This is a genomic window from uncultured Methanobrevibacter sp. (assembly GCF_902770715.1).
GTDB lineage: Archaea > Methanobacteriota > Methanobacteria > Methanobacteriales > Methanobacteriaceae > Methanocatella.
This window is the reverse complement of the sequence record NZ_CACXTS010000009.1, coordinates 30191-48796: the sequence shown is the minus strand read 5'-3', so window position 1 is coordinate 48796 and position 18606 is coordinate 30191. Positions and strand designations below refer to the sequence as shown.

At 32.8% G+C, this 18606-nt stretch carries 16 protein-coding genes; 7 read left to right on the top strand and 9 right to left on the bottom strand.

Annotation, left to right across the window (positions count from 1 at the left end; translation table 11 throughout):
• Positions 1–14: 14 nt before the first annotated feature.
• From QZU81_RS03810 to hypD, 3 genes are read right to left on the bottom strand one after another with little or no spacing between them, the layout of a single operon-like run.
• Complete coding sequence (locus QZU81_RS03810) at positions 15–1328, bottom strand: TldD/PmbA family protein (RefSeq protein ID WP_292851896.1); 1314 nt, start codon at positions 1326–1328, stop codon at positions 15–17.
• A gap of 7 nt (positions 1329–1335) precedes the next feature.
• A complete protein-coding gene (locus QZU81_RS03805; protein WP_292828007.1) occupies positions 1336–2040 on the bottom strand; it encodes a phosphoglycolate phosphatase in 705 nt (234 codons plus the stop codon).
• A 1-nt stretch (position 2041) separates the two neighbouring features.
• Complete coding sequence (gene hypD / locus QZU81_RS03800; RefSeq protein ID WP_292828241.1) at positions 2042–3088, bottom strand: hydrogenase formation protein HypD; 1047 nt, start codon at positions 3086–3088, stop codon at positions 2042–2044.
• Between the two features lie 85 nt (positions 3089–3173).
• On the opposite strand from hypD, the gene QZU81_RS03795 reads away from it, so the two are divergent.
• Both QZU81_RS03795 and QZU81_RS03790 read left to right on the top strand, forming a co-directional pair.
• Entirely contained in the window at positions 3174–4838 is a 1665-nt protein-coding gene (locus QZU81_RS03795) for a cytidylyltransferase domain-containing protein (RefSeq protein ID WP_292828010.1), read from the top strand.
• Positions 4839–4842: 4 nt separating this feature from the next.
• Complete coding sequence (locus QZU81_RS03790; RefSeq protein WP_292828013.1) at positions 4843–5847, top strand: N-acetylneuraminate synthase family protein; 1005 nt, start codon at positions 4843–4845, stop codon at positions 5845–5847.
• 25 nt (positions 5848–5872) lie between these two features.
• Here the strand turns inward: QZU81_RS03790 and QZU81_RS03785 are convergent, their stop codons facing one another.
• The 3 genes from QZU81_RS03785 to QZU81_RS03775 form a co-directional block, all read right to left on the bottom strand.
• Entirely contained in the window at positions 5873–7414 is a 1542-nt protein-coding gene (locus tag QZU81_RS03785; RefSeq protein ID WP_292828018.1) for an NERD domain-containing protein, read from the bottom strand.
• 150 nt (positions 7415–7564) lie between these two features.
• Entirely contained in the window at positions 7565–9277 is a 1713-nt protein-coding gene (locus QZU81_RS03780) for a glycosyltransferase family 39 protein (protein ID WP_295589510.1), read from the bottom strand.
• 9 nt (positions 9278–9286) lie between these two features.
• Entirely contained in the window at positions 9287–10129 is an 843-nt protein-coding gene (locus QZU81_RS03775; protein WP_295589507.1) for a UbiA family prenyltransferase, read from the bottom strand.
• A gap of 116 nt (positions 10130–10245) precedes the next feature.
• Between QZU81_RS03775 and QZU81_RS03770 the strand changes: the two genes are divergently transcribed.
• Both QZU81_RS03770 and oadA read left to right on the top strand, forming a co-directional pair.
• Positions 10246–11340 carry an inositol-3-phosphate synthase gene (locus tag QZU81_RS03770; RefSeq protein ID WP_292828027.1) on the top strand — a complete coding sequence of 365 codons (1095 nt, stop codon included), beginning with the start codon at positions 10246–10248 and terminating at the stop codon, positions 11338–11340.
• Positions 11341–11514: 174 nt separating this feature from the next.
• Positions 11515–13227, top strand: a complete 1713-nt coding sequence (gene oadA / locus QZU81_RS03765; RefSeq protein ID WP_292828030.1) for a sodium-extruding oxaloacetate decarboxylase subunit alpha — start codon at positions 11515–11517, stop codon at positions 13225–13227.
• Positions 13228–13320: 93 nt separating this feature from the next.
• On the opposite strand, the gene QZU81_RS03760 is transcribed toward oadA, so the two are convergent.
• Positions 13321–13539, bottom strand: coding sequence for a hypothetical protein (locus QZU81_RS03760; RefSeq protein WP_292851886.1), 219 nt, complete (start codon positions 13537–13539; stop codon positions 13321–13323).
• 213 nt (positions 13540–13752) lie between these two features.
• Between QZU81_RS03760 and QZU81_RS03755 the strand changes: the two genes are divergently transcribed.
• The 3 genes from QZU81_RS03755 (at position 13753) to QZU81_RS03745 (ending at position 16719) form a co-directional block, all read left to right on the top strand.
• Positions 13753–14751, top strand: coding sequence for an NADH-dependent flavin oxidoreductase (locus QZU81_RS03755; RefSeq protein WP_292851883.1), 999 nt, complete (start codon positions 13753–13755; stop codon positions 14749–14751).
• A 129-nt stretch (positions 14752–14880) separates the two neighbouring features.
• Entirely contained in the window at positions 14881–15813 is a 933-nt protein-coding gene (locus QZU81_RS03750) for a M48 family metalloprotease (protein WP_295589503.1), read from the top strand.
• Between the two features lie 294 nt (positions 15814–16107).
• The gene (locus tag QZU81_RS03745; protein WP_295589501.1) at positions 16108–16719 is read left to right on the top strand and encodes a vWA domain-containing protein; all 612 of its coding nucleotides are present in this window, start codon (positions 16108–16110) and stop codon (positions 16717–16719) included.
• Here the strand turns inward: QZU81_RS03745 and queC are convergent.
• Together queC and larC are read right to left on the bottom strand one after the other, a co-directional pair.
• Positions 16716–17393, bottom strand: a complete 678-nt coding sequence (gene queC / locus QZU81_RS03740; protein ID WP_292828045.1) for a 7-cyano-7-deazaguanine synthase QueC — start codon at positions 17391–17393, stop codon at positions 16716–16718. The two genes, QZU81_RS03745 and queC, sit on opposite strands and share 4 nt — an antisense overlap.
• Positions 17390–18559, bottom strand: a complete 1170-nt coding sequence (larC, locus tag QZU81_RS03735) for a nickel pincer cofactor biosynthesis protein LarC (protein WP_295589499.1) — start codon at positions 18557–18559, stop codon at positions 17390–17392. Before larC ends, queC begins: the two co-directional genes overlap by 4 nt.
• Between the last annotated feature and the right edge of the window lie 47 nt (positions 18560–18606).

Here is an 18606-nt window from a genome sequence, read left to right as displayed (position 1 = left end):
TTTCTTTTTTTTAATCATTGATTTTGACCAACAACTCTCAAATCATGGACAAGCAGTTTTGGTATTATGAATTGTCCGTATTGTTTTATTTCTGATTTTAATCCTTCTACATTTTTCATTATCTCAAAGATATTTCCAGAAATCATGGCTTTGTTGATTGGATCTGTTAACTCTCCATTTTCTATCTTAAAGGCATTGCTTGCTTCGACTGAGAAATCTCCAGAAATTGGATTTGCAGTATGAGCTCCTAAAACGCTTGTGGTTAGCACTCCTTTATCAATTTCCTCTAAATCTTTCATTTCACTGAACTTAAACTCAAGATTTGTAGGAGAAATCATTGGTGTTGTCAAATAGGATCCTCTAAGTCCGTTTGATGTGGTTTCAACACCTGCTTTGTTTGCAGTATAGATGTCATAAATGAATGAATTTAAAACACCATCTTTTACCAAGTCGGTCTTTTGGCTTACGCTTCCTTCACCATCACATTTTGCAGTAAGCATTCCTTTTTCTAGAAGAGGATTGTCTATAATGCTCAAGTTAGAATTAGCTATTTCACAACCCATCTTATCTTTTAAAATGGACCTTCCTCTCATAACATTTTCACCATTAAAAGCACTAATGAATGTTTGCAAAAGTCCTGTTGCAGCATAATAGTCGAGGACTACGTTATAATCATTTGTTTCAATAGGTTTTGTATTCAAAGAACTTTTAGCAAGGTCACATACTTCAGTAGCTAGTTTTTCCCCATCCAAATCAAAAAATCTGGAGGATTGGGAATTATAGGCTGTTGCTATTTGCCCGTCTTTCTGTATGGTTACAGACAAACCTATGCCAAATCCAGTCCCTTCATCTTCAATTGAAACTCCATTTGAATTCAAAATCAAGGATCTGCCTTCACTTGCTGAAAATCCGGAGCCAGTTACTTCACATCCGCTGTCAAGAGCGGTGTCTATTGTGCTTTTTAAAAATTCAATGGATTCTTCAAGGCTTAAATCATTAAATTTTTTATCATAAACTTTTTCAACACTCGGAACCTTTTCAACTTCCGCAAAAGTGTAATTTTCATCAACTTTATTCAATTTTGTGTTTTCAATTGACTGTTTTGCGGTTTCAACGATTTTTTCCATATTTGAAGTAAATGCAAAACCGACTTTATTATCTTTGATAACTCTAATTCCAACTCCACATTCGATTTCTTCTTTAGAAAAGTTCAATTCTTCTTTTCGGGAATCAAGTTCAATGGATTTGGTTTCATCAATGTAAATTTCATAAGAATCGCAATCATTTTCAATTGCCTTTTTTGCTTTTTCTGCGATTTCGTATATCATAATATCACTAAAGTGCAAATTTTTCAATAGCTTCCGCTACTCCATCACCGAACATTTTTTCACAGGTGTATGTACTTATTTCTTTTAATCTGTCTTCCGCATTGCCTACAGCTATTTTATATCCTGCTTCTTTAAGGAAATCTTCATCATTTTGGCTATCTCCAATCGCCATCACATTATTCATGTTGATTCCGTTTCTTTCACACAGGTATCTGAGTGAAGTTCCCTTGTTTACTCTTTTGTCGGTAATATGCAATGCAAAGCCGCTGTCGTAAATTTCAAGTTCGTCCAGATATTTGAAGTCTTTTAATGCGTCTTCCAATTCCTCTCTTTTAAGGGTTTTATAAAAAACGGTTTCTGTTAATCTGTACATGTTGTCGTGGGATGCATGAATGTCAAATTTTTCTCCTAGTTTTTCTTTCAAATGGTCTTCGGCGGAGGTTACAAAGTCCCTGTCAACTAATGTCTCAACTGCATTGTTGTTTTCCCCTTCTTTGAAAACAACTCCTCCATTTTCACAAACGATTCCTCCACTACATCCGATAAGCACTTCTGTAGCATAGGCATAATTAACCACATTTCCTGTAACGATTATTGTTGGAATGCCTTTGTCTTCTGCTTTTCTTAAGGCTTCAATGGCTGAAATGCATATCCGCCTTCTTTCATCGGTTATTGTTCCATCAATGTCTACTGCTATTGCTTCTATTGTCATATTATCCTCTTGAATATCTATGGGCGATGTTACAAGTTCCTTCTTTACTTACCATACATGCTCCGATAGGGTGCAATGGGTTGCATGCTTTTCTAAATAGTTTGCAGTCTTCAGGTCTTGCAAGACCTCTTAAAATAGGTCCGCAGATACATCCTTTCGGGGCTTCGGTAACATCTTTCACTTCAATGTCGTATTTTTCACGTGCATTAAATTCACTGAATTCATCTTTAATTTCCAAAATTGAATTTGGTATTTTAGGAAATCCTCTCCATTCTCTTGAAGTCACGTCAAATACCTGTTCAATCATGTCTTGAGCTATCACATTTCCTTCATCTCGGACAGCTCTTTTGTATTCATTTTCTATTTTCGGTGTTTCATTGTGAATCTGTCTTAAAATCATGTATACTGACATTAATATGTCTAATGGATTGAATCCGGCCACTACTTGTGGTATTCCGAAGTCTGTTGAGAAATATTCGAATGGTTTGGTTCCAATAATTGTACAAACATGTCCAGGTTGAATCAATGCATTGAGGCTTGTTTCACCTGAGTTAATTAAAAAATCAATTGCTGGAGGTATTAGCCTGTGACAGGATAGCACTGAAAAGTTTTCAGGAGGGGTTGCTAATAATTCGGCTGCTGTGGTCGGAGCGGTTGTCTCAAAACCGGCAGATATGAAAGCAACATCATTGTCCTCTTTTTGTGCTATTTCAATTGCTCTGTTGATTCCATAAACAACTCTCACATCTCCGCCTTCTGCTTTGGCATCTGCAAGTGATCTTTCAGAACCTGGAACTCTTAACATATCTCCAAAAGTAGTTATTGTAACTCCTCTGTCTATTAGTTCCAATGCTTCATCTATTTCCCTTGAAGGGACTACACAAACAGGACATCCTGGGCCTGCAATGATTTCTACTTCTTCTGGAAGCAGGCTTCTTATTCCATTTTCCATTATTGTATGTTCGTGTGAACCGCAAACGTGCATTATTTTAACGGGTGTAGATAATTCATTTATTTTTTCCAATAATTTCTCTGACATGTTTTTCATATTCATAGTTACACCGAAGATTTAATAATATATTATACCTATATTTATAATTGTATTAATTAAATTTTATGTATAGGGATTTGGCATGTTTAATAATAATAAAATTTTAGTCGTTATTCCTGCAAAAGGAACTTCAAAGGGAATTCCAAACAAATACATACGTTTATTAAATAATAGACCGTTAATTTATTATGCAATAAACATTGCTAGGAAATCCGAATATGTTGATGATATTGTTGTAACTACTGATGATTCTGAAATTGCATTAATTTCCGAAAAATTCGGAGCAAGCGTTATTAGGCGCTCCCAAGAATTATCCGGTGATGATGTTCCGTTGGATGCTGTTGTCTATGATGCTATGATTCAAAAGGAAAAACTGGCGTTCGATGAATATGATATTGTAATTACAATGTTGCCAACTTCTCCTTTGCTTAAGACAGAAACTTTAGACTCAGCTATCGAGAAATTTGAGAATTTCGGTATTGAAACTGTAATATCTGTAGTTGAAGATAAACATTTAAGCTGGGGATATGATCAAAATAATCAAAGGTTTTTCCCAAATTATATTGAAAGGCTTAATCAAAGAGATTTGCCTCAGTCATTCAGAGAGACTGGCGCTATTGTGGCAACTCGTAGAGGATTTATAAGTGAAATATCAACTATTGGATCAAGTGTGGATATAATTCCATTATCTCGTGAAGAAAGCGTAACTATTGATGCTTATGAAGATTGGTGGGTTGTGGAGAACTATATTCGAATGAAAAAGATAGCTATAGTTGTAAATGCCAATGATGAGATTGGAACTAGGCACATCGATAATTGCCTGTCAATTGCTTCAAAGCTAGTTACTGATGATTTACTGTTTATTTTAGATGAAAATCATGAATTAGGTCAAAAATTAGTTGATAATTTTGGCTTCCAGTTCAAAGTTTACGATGGTTTTGACGAATTATTTTCCATATTGGAAGAATTCGGTGCCGAAATAGTCGTTAATGATATATTAGACACTTCGGAAGAGTACATGTTAAGATTAAAAGAGAATGGATATTTCGTTGTTAATTTTGATGATTTGGGTGTGGGAGCTCAATTTGCCGATGTTGTTTTTGACTCTTTATATGAACATGATTTAAGCGATAATAATGTTTATACTGGACAGAAGTACCATGTTCTTAAAGATGAATTTTATTTCCAGCCTCCTAAGGTCATTACTCAGGAAGTTAAGAATGTATTGATCATGTTTGAAGGCAATGATTCTAATCATCTGACTGAAAAATTTTTGGATGCCATACTTTCTACAAATTATGAAAATAGGATTAATGTAATTTTAGACAGAGGATATGATGGTGTAGACCAATTAGTGGCAAAATACGAATCCAATCCATTAGTTCAAATTTATCAAAATGTTTCAAATGTCAGTGAATTCATGTTTAAGGCGGATATTATAATAACATCTGCCAGCAAAACAATGTATGATTCATGTTCATTAGCCATTCCAACAATCTGTGTTTGTCAAAATGATTTGGAAGCAACTCATGTTTTTGCAAATAATGCCAATGGAATAGTAAATATGGGAATGGGTGAATCTTTGACAAAACAAGAAATTGTTGTTCAGTTTGTAGCTTTAGTGAATAATCCTGAGCTTAGAATTGAAATGAATCAAAAAATGAAAAACATTGATATGAAACATGGATTTGAAAATATGAAATCAATTGTTGAAGAAAAATACAGAGATTTCGAAATTAAAAGGTGAGTTTGTGAATATATTCAATAAACATCCATTTTTAATAGCTGAAATCAGTTTTAATTATTATGATTTGGCTGAAAAGGAAGAGATGCCTTATTTTGATGTTGCAATGCTGTTAGTTGAGAAAGCTAAAGAGTGCGGTGTTGACGGAATCAACTTCCATGTAGGAGATTCAGAATTTTTGCACTGTAACTTTGAAGAAGAGGATATAAATCCTGATGACAAATTAACTTTTGAGGATTATAGGAAATTATCCCAATGCTGCAGGGAATTGGGCCTTGTTTTCATTGTAACTCCTGCAGATGTTGATGTCATTGATAATTTGGATGATGTTGTTGATGTTTATAAAATACCTTCATCCGATTTAACCAATATTCCGTTTATTGATTATATTTCAAATAAAGCTAAACCTATTATTTTATCCACTGCAGCATCCACTTTAAATGAAATTAAAGAGGCTGTTAATTGCATTGAAAATAATTCTAATTTCAAAATTGCTTTAATGCATTCTGTTTTGTCTTATCCTACAAAAATAGAGGACGCTAATCTTTTAATGATTAAGGATCTCACACAGTATTTTGAAGATTATAACATCGGGTATTCAGATTACACAATTTCAGACAATAGCATGTTCATATTGACAACAGCATATAATTATGGTGCTGTTATTTTGGAAAAATATTTTACACTGGACAAATCTCTTAAAGACCATGAATTTGCAATGGATGAGGATGATGTTCGTATCTTTAAATATAATGTAAGGAATATTTCTCAAATGAATGGATTTAAAAATAAGCAGCCTTTGATTTGTGAGTCATTTTCAAGAAAAAATGTTAGAAAATCCATCATTGCTAAAGATGACATTAATTCCGGCCAAAAAATTGAAGAATCTGACATTGAATTTAAAAGGCCTGGAATTGGAATTCCTCCATCACAAAAAGAGAATGTTGTAGGCAAAATCGCCAATAAAAATATTAAAAAAGGCTCTTTAATTGAATATGATATGTTATCCTAATTTTTAAAATAAAAAAAGAAAAAAATTAAATTTCTGAAGAGCAATCTGCTGCATATTTGTTTATTAAAACAGCACATTTGTCGATTGTTTCAGAATCTAATTTTACTGTAGCAGTTCGGATTTTATTCAAAAGTTCTTCGATGAATAAATCTTCATCAGTTAATGGCATATTTATTACAACAACTTCATTGTTAATGAAACCGACTAATGGCTCAACAAAACAATTCTTGATGTTGTTGTCATTGAGGAAGTTAATTAAATCTTCACCTAAACTTAATGCTTTTTGTTTCACTTTATTGTCCTGTGAGAATTTTGCTTGTTTAGTTGTGTATCTAAATCTTCTAGTATTACCAGAAACAGGAACTTCTTCAATTTTATCTTCATCCAATTCACTTGATCCAATCAAATTTAGATTTTCATTTTCTGATTCTAATCTAAGTTTTGGATTGTATTTTTGTGAAAGTAGAGCATAAATTCCAGTTGGGCCTACAACCACGTGATTAATACCTGAGTTGGAAGTTGGAGTTCTAACATTGTAGAATACGTAATAATCTTCTGAAAGGGTTAACAAGTGTTCTCTGATAATTCTTGTTCTTTCTTCAGTTTCTTTAACGTCTTTAGTTTTATAAATTCCATAACATAAGATAATTACTCCAATGAATAAAGCAATAATTCCTATACCACTGTTAATAGCCAAAATCTCAATTATGCTTAAAATAAAAATAACTGCTCCGATGATAATGATAGTATTGTTACTATCTAAATTCTTCAAATCGATGTTTTTAATATCGAAATCAGTTTCATTTTCTTTAATTGAGGTTGTTTTTGGGGTTAATTTTTCACCAGGTTCGTTTAAACTAATCCTCTCTAAGAAACTTTTATTGGATTTTGATTCTGATGTTGCTGGATAATATTCTTTCATTCCTTTAAAGAATTCAGTTTTAAGGAAATTTTTCAAAACATCATAATCATTAGTTTTTGGAACTGCGAATTCTTTTCCAAATTTGGATAAAACAGATTGAGGTATTGTGGTCCTTGCGGTTTTACCATTTACTTCTTCTTGCAATTCTTTTTCTTTTTTCTCGTCATCTGCAATTTGTAGCATATGCTCTTCTGAAAAGAAATTTTCAAGTTTGTTAGTAATTGATTTTAAGGAGTGTACGTTATCTTCTGTTGTCACTTCTTCAGATGTTGGTTCTTTAGCTTTATTTTCTCTTCTAATGTTTTCAATATCTTTTTGTCTTTCTTCAAGATATTTATCTAATTCTTCATTCATTTCATCATCTAAATATCTTAAAGATCCACCACAACTATCACATTCATAATCAAGTATGTTATCGTTACTTTTAATTTTGTACTTCAATCCACAATCTTGGCATTGTACAATGTATGAATTATCATACTTGAATGAACTAATAAATGATGAACGATTAGATTTTTCTTCATTAGAATAGTTTTCTAAGTATTCTAAGTCACCTGCACATGAAGAACACTCGAATGTAGTGATGTCATCATCATCATCGAGTTGGTATTTTGCACCACAGTTCTTACAGCATACAACTTTCATATTATCCTCTTTAATTACTTTTTATGATATTATTTTTTTATTTTTTTTATTATATATGTTTCTAAAAATTATCCTATTTTTTAGTTTAATCTTAATTATTTTTTACATTATCTTTGATTTAGAGTATTGTAAATAATTACAATGTGTTCTTTATTCCCCTTTATCATAATAATATAATGATACCTCTCCATTTTGATATAGTTTGATATAAGGTTCACCAATAGTCTTATTGTCTTTTGAAATGAAATATGTGACTTTTTGCTTTGCCATTTCATCCGTAAAATTCGTAGCATTTGATACTTTTTCATAAGATGGAACCTGCATTCTTAAATTAAAGGATATGTCTCCACCCCTATCTGCCCAAATTGTTTTGTTCATATAATCTGCATCATGTTGTATCAGCCATTCACAAACCGCCTTTTCTTCTGAAGCTGCAGTAAAGAAGTTGGGATGCATTTGATTGTCAAATGTGTGTGGGGAGTTTGAAAGAGCTGACACTCCAGAGCATAATAAAATTAAACAAACTAATCCTATTGGCACGATTACTTTAATTTTATCAATTGATTTGTATGTTTTAAATTTATCAAGGATTAGTGACAGTGATAGGGTAATGAAATATGCCGCAACAGGAAGTATTGGCATGAAGTATCGATCTACTTTAACATGATAATATGTAATGAATGCAAAATTAACTACAAACCAATAAAACATGATGAAATCAAAGTTAAAATCATCCATTTTTGTTTTATTCAGCATTTTATAAAGCGCTAATAATGATATTGATATGATAACTACTGAAGCAACAATTGATATGTTTAAATAAGTGATAAAGAACAGGGCTAATGCAATGATAAATATGGCTAATTTTAATTTGTCATTTTCTTTTCTCAATATATCTCTGTTTTCTTTGCCGAATAGTTTTTTTAAGTACAATATTATTCCAGCAAGGAGGATGATGGTCAGAATATAGGAAATTATTGATGGTTGGCCACCGATCCAATGCATTTTTTCTATTAGGAATGCTCCTGGTTTTAAAGAGTAAGGAATGTAATTTGAAGTTCCCAAGTAAATTAAAACGTTTTTAATATAATAAAGGACATTGTTTGGTGTTACCAGGGCATTGTATGTTGAATTTGTAATATCGCTTCCTTGTGAAATGAAAAACAATCCAATATTCAAATAATAATATATTCCAATAAAAATTGCAAATACCAATGCTCCAGCTCCGATTCCTCCGAGTATATCTTTAATATGTGTTTTAATATAGGTTATAGGTTCATCCACTAATAAGAATTGAATTAACATTACCGGAACCATTAAAAGTACCGTATATCTTGTGAAAAATCCTAAAATAATTAAAGGAAATGCAACATATAAAAATTTGGTATTTTTCCTGAAGGATAATATTGTGAAATAAACTGCCCATATTGATAGGCACATTCCTGGAATATCCAACATTCCTTTTGTAATCCATACTATTATTAGCGGAAATGTTGATAAAATCATGGAACCGGTAAAGCTTAAAACTTCATTAAATCTCAACCTTAATAGCAGATACATTCCCAGTGCCGCCAAAATATAAAATGAACTGCTAACGGCTATTATTGTAAAATCAGATATGAAACCCATTCTAAAAAATATTGAGGTTATCATTGGAATTAGTGGGGATAATCCTCGCGTATTCGCCAATCCGGTATCATAACCTGAATAAAAGAGAGCATTATTTAAATAGAAAAAAACATCCCGAACATAATAAACTCCCGCTTTTCCATCAATATTAAGTAGTAATAATGTGATTATACCTACAATAATCAATAATGAAGATATTGCAATTATATCTTTTTTATGTTCTTTAAAGTTCATGAAAGCACCTCATAATGATCCGAATATAAATGAAACAAATGCAATTAACATTCCAATTTTCAAGTATTTTGAAACCTTGCTTGCTGTTCTCCTATCTTGATTTCTAAGTATTAATATTGCTGAGTAAATAAATAGGATTACTGCTATGGTTATGATGATTAGATAATAAAAATTGAAAATATGATAGTAATATAATGCTGGACATAATGCACAGTCAACAATAATTAAAATAAATGCCAAAATTGCAGGTTTTTTCTCACCAATTAAAATAGGCAATGTTTTTGCACCATCTGCCTTGTCCCCTTCAATATCCTCAATATCCTTTACAATTTCACGTGCTGTTGTCATTACAAATGCGAAAAAGCCCAAATATATGGATGTCATTATTATGTTCGGATTGTTTATTGAAAATCCTGCAAATACGAATCCGAAACCAGTCATAAATCCGACAGTTAAATTTCCAATAAGAGGAGTTGATTTTAATTTAGAGGCATATAAATAAAGGACAACATCTGCAAGCAGTACGATTGCGAATGGAATCCAGTTATTTGTAAGGTAACTGATTAAAAATCCACATATTGTCCCGGCCAGGAATAATAAGTAGCCATAATTTCTCCCGTTTTTCAGGGATATTCTTCCGGATGGTATTGGTCTTTCGGGTTTGTTAATCAAATCGATATTATAATCAAAATAATCATTAATCACATTTCCAGCAGCAGTTTCAAAAAAAACAGCAATCATTGCAAGAATCACCGGAAGCGTGAATGTTTTATCAATAAGCGCCACTAAAACTATGGATATAGCACCCATCAATGCATTGCCGGGTCTTAAAATTTCAATATATGGATTCATAATTTCTTCTCTAATTTTTTTTATAAAAGCATTAATTATATAAAGTATATTAGATAACATAATATTAGTATTTTATTAATTTAAATTATTACTTAAATGATTAAGCTGGTGTTATATTGAACAAGATAAAAATAGCAATTGTCGGAATAGGAAACTGTGCTAGTTCTCTTATTCAAGGTATACATTATTATGATGGTAAAAATCCTGAAGATGCAATAGGACTTATGCATTGGGAAATCGGAGGATATAAACCTAGTGATATTGAAGTTGTCGCAGCTTTTGATGTTGATGCTAGAAAAGTTGGAAAAACTATTGATGAAGCAATTTTTGCAAAACCAAATTGCACTACTGTTTTCCAAGAGGATATTCCAAAATATGATGTTAAAGTGAGTATGGGTCATGTTTTAGATGGTGTCGCAGAACACATGTCCAATTATGATGATGAATATACTTTTGTAGTTAGTGATGAAGATCCTGTTGATGTTGTTGAAGTTCTAAAAGAAAGCGGAGCTGAAATATTAGTTAATTACTTGCCTGTAGGTTCAGAAGAAGCTGCAAGATATTATGCTCAGTGTGCGCTTGATGCAGGTGTGGCATATGTAAATTGTATGCCTGTATTCATCGTAAGTGATGATGAATGGGATGCCAAATTCAAAGAAAAAGGAATTCCAATCGTTGGGGACGATATTAAAGCTCAAATTGGTGCTACTATCACTCACAGAACACTAGCTAGCTTATTCATGGATAGGGGTGTAAAATTAGACAGAACCTATCAAATTAATACTGGTGGTAACACTGATTTCTTGAATATGCTCAACCGTGAAAGATTGGACTCTAAAAAAGAATCCAAAACTGAAGCTGTTCAGTCAGTTCTTAAAGAAAGGATGGATGACAGAGACATTCACATAGGTCCTAGTGATTATGTCCCATGGCAAAACGATAATAAATTATGTTTCCTCAGAATGGAAGGCCGTACATTTGGTGATGTTCCAATGAACATAGAACTCAGATTAAGTGTTGAAGATTCTCCAAATTCTGCAGGTTGTGTAATTGATGCGGTAAGATGTTGTAAGATCGGTTTGGAAAGAGGTATTGGTGGACAATTAACTTCAATCTCTTCCTACACTATGAAGCATCCTCCAATTCAATATGATGATGATGAAGCATATGAAAATGTTGAAAAATTCATTTCTGGCGAATTAGAAAGATAATTTTTCAATTTTTCTACTTTTTTTCTTTTTTTATTACATTATTATTTTTTTTCATTTTCTTGAATTTTGTATAAAATTTAGTATTTAGTATACTTTATATAATACAAAAAACATATATTATAGTTGGATATTCTAGGTTAATTTATAAATAAAAATTGAAAGAGGTGTAAAAAGATGGCGAAAGTAAGATTTACAGAAACAGCACTTCGTGACGCTCACCAATCTCTACTAGCAACCAGGATGAGAACTAGAGACATGATTCCTATTGCTGAAGAAATGGACAAAGTAGGTTATTTTTCAGTAGAAGCTTGGGGTGGAGCTACTTTTGATACTTGTATTAGATATTTGAACGAAGACCCATGGGAAAGATTAAGACAATTAAAATCTGAATTTAACAAAACTCCTATTCAAATGCTTTTAAGAGGGCAAAACTTAGTAGGTTACAAACATTATCCTGATGATGTTGTGACAAAATTTGTTGAAAAATCCTATGAAAACGGTGTAGACATTTTTAGAGTTTTTGATGCATTAAACGATATTAGGAATATGGAAAAGGCTATTAAAGTAGCTAAAGAGCAAGGGGCTCATGTACAAGGTACAATTAGTTACACCATTAGTCCAGTCCACACTTTAGATGATTTTGTTGATTTAGCTAAAAATCTTGAAGCTCTTGATTGTGATTCTGTAGCTATTAAGGATATGGCTGGTTTAATCACTCCTACTTCCGCTTATGAATTAGTATCAAAATTAAAAGAAGAAACTGATTTACTTGTAGATTTGCATTGTCATTGTACCAGTGGTATGACACCAATTAGTTATTATGCTGCATGTCAAGCCGGAGTTGACATTCTTGATACAGCTATTTCACCTCTTGCATGGGGAACAAGCCAACCTCCTACAGAAAGTATGGTTGCAGCCCTACAAGGCACAGAATTCGACACTGGCCTTGATTTAAAATTATTAGCTCATATTAAAAAATACTTTGATGATATTAAGGAAAAATACTTAGGTATTTTAGATCCTATTTCAACAAGTATTGATGCTGATGTATTATTATACCAAATTCCTGGTGGAATGCTTTCAAACCTTATTTCTCAACTTAAAGAGCAAAATGCTCTTGACAGATACAATGATGTATTGGAAGAAATGCCTCGTGTAAGAAAAGATATGGGATATCCACCTCTTGTAACTCCAACAAGCCAAATTGTTGGTATTCAATCTGTAATGAATGTTTTAGGTGGCGAAAGATACAAAACAGTATCCAATGAAGTAAAAGAATACATGAAAGGAATGTACGGTAAACCGCCTGCACCTGTTGATGAAGAAATTTCTAAAAAAATCATTGGTGATGAAGAGGTCATTACTTGCAGACCTGCAGACTTGCTTGAACCTGAATTTGATAAATTCAAGTCAGAAGGTGAGGAAAAAGGTTTTGTAAAATCTGATGAAGATGCATTAACTTATGCATTATATCCTCCAATCGCTCCAAAATTCCTTAAAGGTGAAGCTGAAGAAGAAGAACTCAAAGCTCCTCATGCATTCACTGAAGACGAAGCTATTGGAATTCCAACTCAATATAATGTTGAAGTTGATGGAGACATGTATGAAGTTAAAATCATGCCTACAGGATTCATGGAAATTGAAGAGACTGCAAGCGGAAACTTCAAACCTGTTGAAGGAGGAGTCACTTCCTCAATGCAAGGTATGGTAATTAAACTCAACGTTAATGTTGGAGATAAAGTCACTAAAGGATCAACTATCTGTGTCATTGAAGCTATGAAGATGGAAAACGACATTCAATCTGAAGTTGATGGTGAAGTAATGGAAATCTTTGTAGAACCTGGTGATGCTGTTAGTGCAGGTGATACTTTAATGGTAATCAAATAGATTACCTTTTTTTTACTCTTTTTTTAATTATTTCTTTTTGTGTTTTTACTTTTTTTAAAAAAATAAAATAAGAAAAATAAGTTAATATCTTTCTTATTGAGCCATTTGATATGCGTCATATGCCACATAAATGGAATAAATGAGGTCTATAATGTAACCCCAGGTGGCTCCCTTAAGGACATATGTAACAATTGTTCCTAAAACTAATGCAATTATAAAGAATATTATACCTTTTTTAATATCACCAGCTATAGCTTGACCTAAACCAGGAATTATAAAGGACAATATTGCTGCAAGAATAGCGTTTACCATATTTTTCCCTCCATTTAACTTAGTTGCTTTATAGTTTATTTATTTTTTTATTTAAATGTTCTATTTTTAATTAATTTTTTTTATTTTTTCATTGTTTGTTCATTTTTTTAGTTATTATTGAATTAATATTCGGTAACTTCAAACTTACTTTAAATTTAAATATTCCTCCGATTATAATAATATAAAATGAAGTAGTTATTTGCTGTGATTGTTATGAAAGATATATTTGATGAATGTAAATTAGGCGATTTAAAATTAAAGAGCAGAATTGTTAGAACCGGAACTTGGGAGACAGAAACTGAAGAGGGTGGCTTTTTAACACCTGCAATTTATGATAGGTATGAAGGCATTGCAAGCAGTGGGACTGGTTTGATTGTATCAGAAATTTTCGCACTTGACCATAAGGATAGATTTTTCCCTTATTCAGCCAATTTAAACTATAGGGGATTTATAAAAGATTATCAGATGGTCACTGATATTGTTCACAAATATGATGTTCCAATTTTGGGCCAATTGGCGTTTTTTTACTATGATGATGGTGAAAACCAGAAGGTTGAAGCCAATGATATCTCACAGGATGGGATAAGGAAATTGCAGGCAGAAGTCATTATGGCTGCCAAAAAGTTCTCTTTTGCAGGTTTTGATGGTATTCAAATAAATATGGGAAACAATTTTTACCTGGCAAGATTCATGAATCCTTATTTCAATCAAAGAGAGGACAAATATGGCGGAAATACTGAAAACCGAGTTAGAATTTCATCAGAGATAATTAAGGTTATCAAAAAGACCATGGATATGCATGTAAGCTGCAGGATTAATCCGTGGGATGTTAGAAAAGGCGGTATCACAGCAGATGAAAGCATAGCTATTGCTCGGGAATTGGAAAAAGCCGGTGCAGATAGCATACAATTGACCGCACGTACAATCTCTCAAATTTATGATAAAGGTGTAAAACATCCATTTTTAATCTATGTTGATGATTTGATTGATGCTGTTGACGTTCCCGTTGTTCTTGGTGGATCTCTGCGCGAAATGGCTAAAATCAATGATGTATTGAATAATTCAAATGTGGAATTTATTTCTATGTCAAAACCGTTTGTTGCTCAAGCCGACTTTTTAGCAGATTGGAAAGCAAATGGTGAGGGTGTTGCAATATGTCAAAGTTGCAATAATTGCTATTCTAAAAAGACAAGCACTTGTTTTAAATATTAAAGAACATTGCTTATATTGGTTCAATTAATAGTGGGATTGCCATATCTAAGACTATTAATTAATGGGGCAAGCATATTAAAATTGACAGTATCCGCAATTTTAATATAAATGTTGTTCATAATATTAATCATGGCAAAAGATGATAGAAGTGGCGTAAATCCATTTACCGGAAAAAAGCATTTTGACATTGTAAATGATGATAAATTCCTTCAACAGTCTTATAATGAGTATTATGCTATGATTAATCAGTCACAGCTTTTAGACAATACTCCAACCGGACAAGCTGTTATTAAGGTTGCTTTAAATTTAATCAATACTGTCCAGGATTACTTGTCCAAGATTGGCAGGCTTGATTATGTTGAAAATTATTATGATTGGGATGTCCATTTGGTTGCCAATGATGTTGTAAATGCTTTCTGTATGCCTGGTGGGAAAATCGTAATGTTTTCAGGCATTTTCTCAGTTGCAGACACTGAAGAAAAAGTTGCTTTTATTTTAGGTCATGAAATGGCTCATGCACTGCTTGACCACTCAAGAACTAGAGCCAGTGCTCAAAGTGCCCAAAATGCAATTGCTTCCGCTGCATGGGTGGGTAGCCTTGCAATGGATCTTTTCGGTTTGGGAGCACTAGGTAATCTGACAAGAGCAGCTACAAATGTTGCCAGTGCAGGTTCCCAATTTTTATTATTGAATCCATGGGGAAGGGACCAGGAGCTTGAAGCTGACAGGTTAGGAATGATGATTATTCATTGGGCAGGATATGATATCAGACAAATTCCGGCATTTTGGGAATCCATGTCAAAGCAAAACTCTAATGAACATGATTTCTTTTCAACACACCCTGCTGATTCAAAAAGAATTGCTGGTATGCAACAGTTAATTGCTGAAATCGAAAATGAAACAGACTTTTATTCAAAACCGGTTATAGGCAACAATTCCGCTCCAAAAACTGAGGCCGAACAACCGCCTCAAAATGCTGAAAATGTTCCTAAATGCCCTAGTTGTGGCGCTCCATTGGAAGAGGATTCTAAGTTTTGCACTAATTGCGGAGTTAAGCTTTAGCCATTGTTGTCAATCAGTGATGAAAAGCTTGCAAATTAAGTTAGTTAGTTTGTGTAAGCTTAATTTTGATTTTATTTTAAAAGATGCAAAATTTGCATCTAATTAATCTTATTTTCCATATTTAGGCAAGATATGCCTTGTTTTTACATTTTTTATTTTTTCATTTTTTACCAGTTGTTATTTTCGAAAGGTTTATATATTACATATTAGATAATATATTGTGTATAAGTTAGTTATAAATTACTAATAATTTATTTATACATTAATTATAAAAATTTTGCAGGATGTGAAAAAATGAAAGATGTAGCTCAAAGCCAGGATTTAGATTTGGTCTTTTTGATAGACAGAAGTGGGTCCATGCATGAATCAGAACAGGACACAATTGGGGGATTCAATTCTTTTATTGAAAAGGAAAGAAAAAAAGAGTCCAACACTAACGTGACCACAATATTATTCGATGACAAATATGAATTATTATACAAAAGGCAACCAATTGATGAGGTTAAAAAACTCACTTCTGATGAATACTATGTTAGAGGAATGACTGCTCTTTTGGATGCAATCGGAAAAACCATTGTCACCCTTGATAAGGAGATTGACAATAAGGTTTTGTTTGTCATAATGACTGATGGTATGGAAAATGCTTCTGTTGAATTTTCAAAATCTCAGATTAAAAGTATGATTAGCAGTCACAATTGGGAATTCATATTCATTGGTGCAGACATTGATTCATATGGAGAAGCGGCAAGCATTGGAATTAGAAGGTCACGTGTAGCTAATTATGAAAAATCTGCCCGTGGTGTTGAAAGATTATATCGTTCTATTGATAATGTTTCTAATTGTATGAGGGCCGATTGTGATTTGGATGAGGTTAATTGGAAAAAGGATTTGGAAGAATATGATTAAATTTCATATTCACTTTTATCTTTTATTCCTAAGTTTTTAAATGCTCGTTTCCGCCTCATGCAGCTTTCACAAACACCACATTGTTTTTCTTCTCCTTTATAACAAGAATAGCTTAATTCCATTGGAGCACCAAATTCAAGACCTAATGTTACTATCTCCTCTTTATTCAAATCAATCAATGGTGCTTCAATTTTAATTTTTTCGGGTGATCCAACGTCAATTAATTCATTGAATTTTTCCATATATTCTTTGGAATTGTCTGGAAATGTTGCACCTTCCTCACCATTCCATCCGACAATTATTGCATCGGCGCCAATGCTTTCAGCATAGGACAGAGCTATTGAAGTGAACACTGTATTTCTGGCGGGAACCCAAACATTGATTGCACTTTCCTGGCTTTTATTCAAGTCATCCAGGTCTTCTTCTTTTAGTTCAGGAATGTCTTCATCAGTATTTAAGCTGGAATTACTAATTTCAGCCAACCATGGAAGGTCAATCACTTCATGGTTCCAATTCATTTTATTGCAAATTTCTTTTGAGGCCTGTAATTCTCTTTTGAATGCCTTTTGCCCATAATTGAATGTAATGGCATGAATTTCATGATCTTTGCTGAAAACAGATGTTGCAACAGTACAGTCAAGACCTCCGGACAAAACGGAAATTGCTTTTTTCATTTAATCAACTCTTTAATTTCTTTAAGCGGCAATCGGCTATCTTCAGCTATTCTTTTTAAATCTTCATATTCCGGTCTTTTTGATATGATTTCGCCATTGACATAGCCTATTTTGAAAGTTACTTCGTATTCCTTATCATTGATGGTTACTGTTTTTTTAACAAATTCTCGTTTAGCTACTCCTCTATGGATATTTGGAGCAATTCTAATTCCTAAACTTCCTGTTTCTTTAAAGATTGTTTCAATGATGTTTTCCCTGTTTTCTTTTTTGGAAATTACTTTCAACAGACTTCCCTGCCTATTTTTTTTCATGATTATTGGTGTAATGGAAACGTCTCTTGCACCGATATCCAAAAGCTTATCAAATAGATATCCTATTTCTTCACCTGTTAAATGGTCGATATTTGTTTCAATGACATCTATTTCGTCACTTTCTGTAATGTCTGAACTTTCTATAATTCTTAAAACGTTAGGATAATCAAAATCTTTCTTTCCAGCACCGTATCCGACTTTTTCAGCTTTAGTCATTGGAATGAATTTTCTTATTTCATCGCAGATTTCCATGTAGATTGCAGTGCCGGTTGGAGTTGCAAGTTCGCTGTCAACAGGTCCGCCAATCATTTCGGCACCTTTCAGGATTTCCACAACTGCCGGTGCCGGAACAGGTATTATTCCATGAGCTGTTTTTACTCTTCCCCCTCCAACGGCAATTGGAAGCCCAATTACTTTTTGTTCATCTAAATTTAGATTATAATATGCATAAATAGAACCTATCACATCCGCTACTGCGTCACTAGCTCCGACTTCATGGAAATGCACAGTTTCAAGGGTTTTCCCATGAACTTTGCTTTCTGCTTTAGCTATTCTTTCAAATACTTTAATGGAAGTTTTCTTAACCTTTTCATCCAAATCAAGATTATTTATTTTTTCAATAAAGTCAGGATAATTAATGGAATCTTTATTTTCAAGCATTTCAACATTACAGTAGGTGGAATCAATTCCATGCTTGACAACTTTTTCAAATTTCACTTCTATTTTTCCAAAATCATTCGCTGATTTTTCCATGATTTCCTTCAATTCATTGGCATTCGCCCCTAAATCAACAAATGCTCCTATTAACATATTCCCGGCTATTCCACTTCCTTGTGGGTCTATAATAATTGTCATAATGATAAGTCCTTTTTGATGATATAATATAAATTTAAATTAAATAA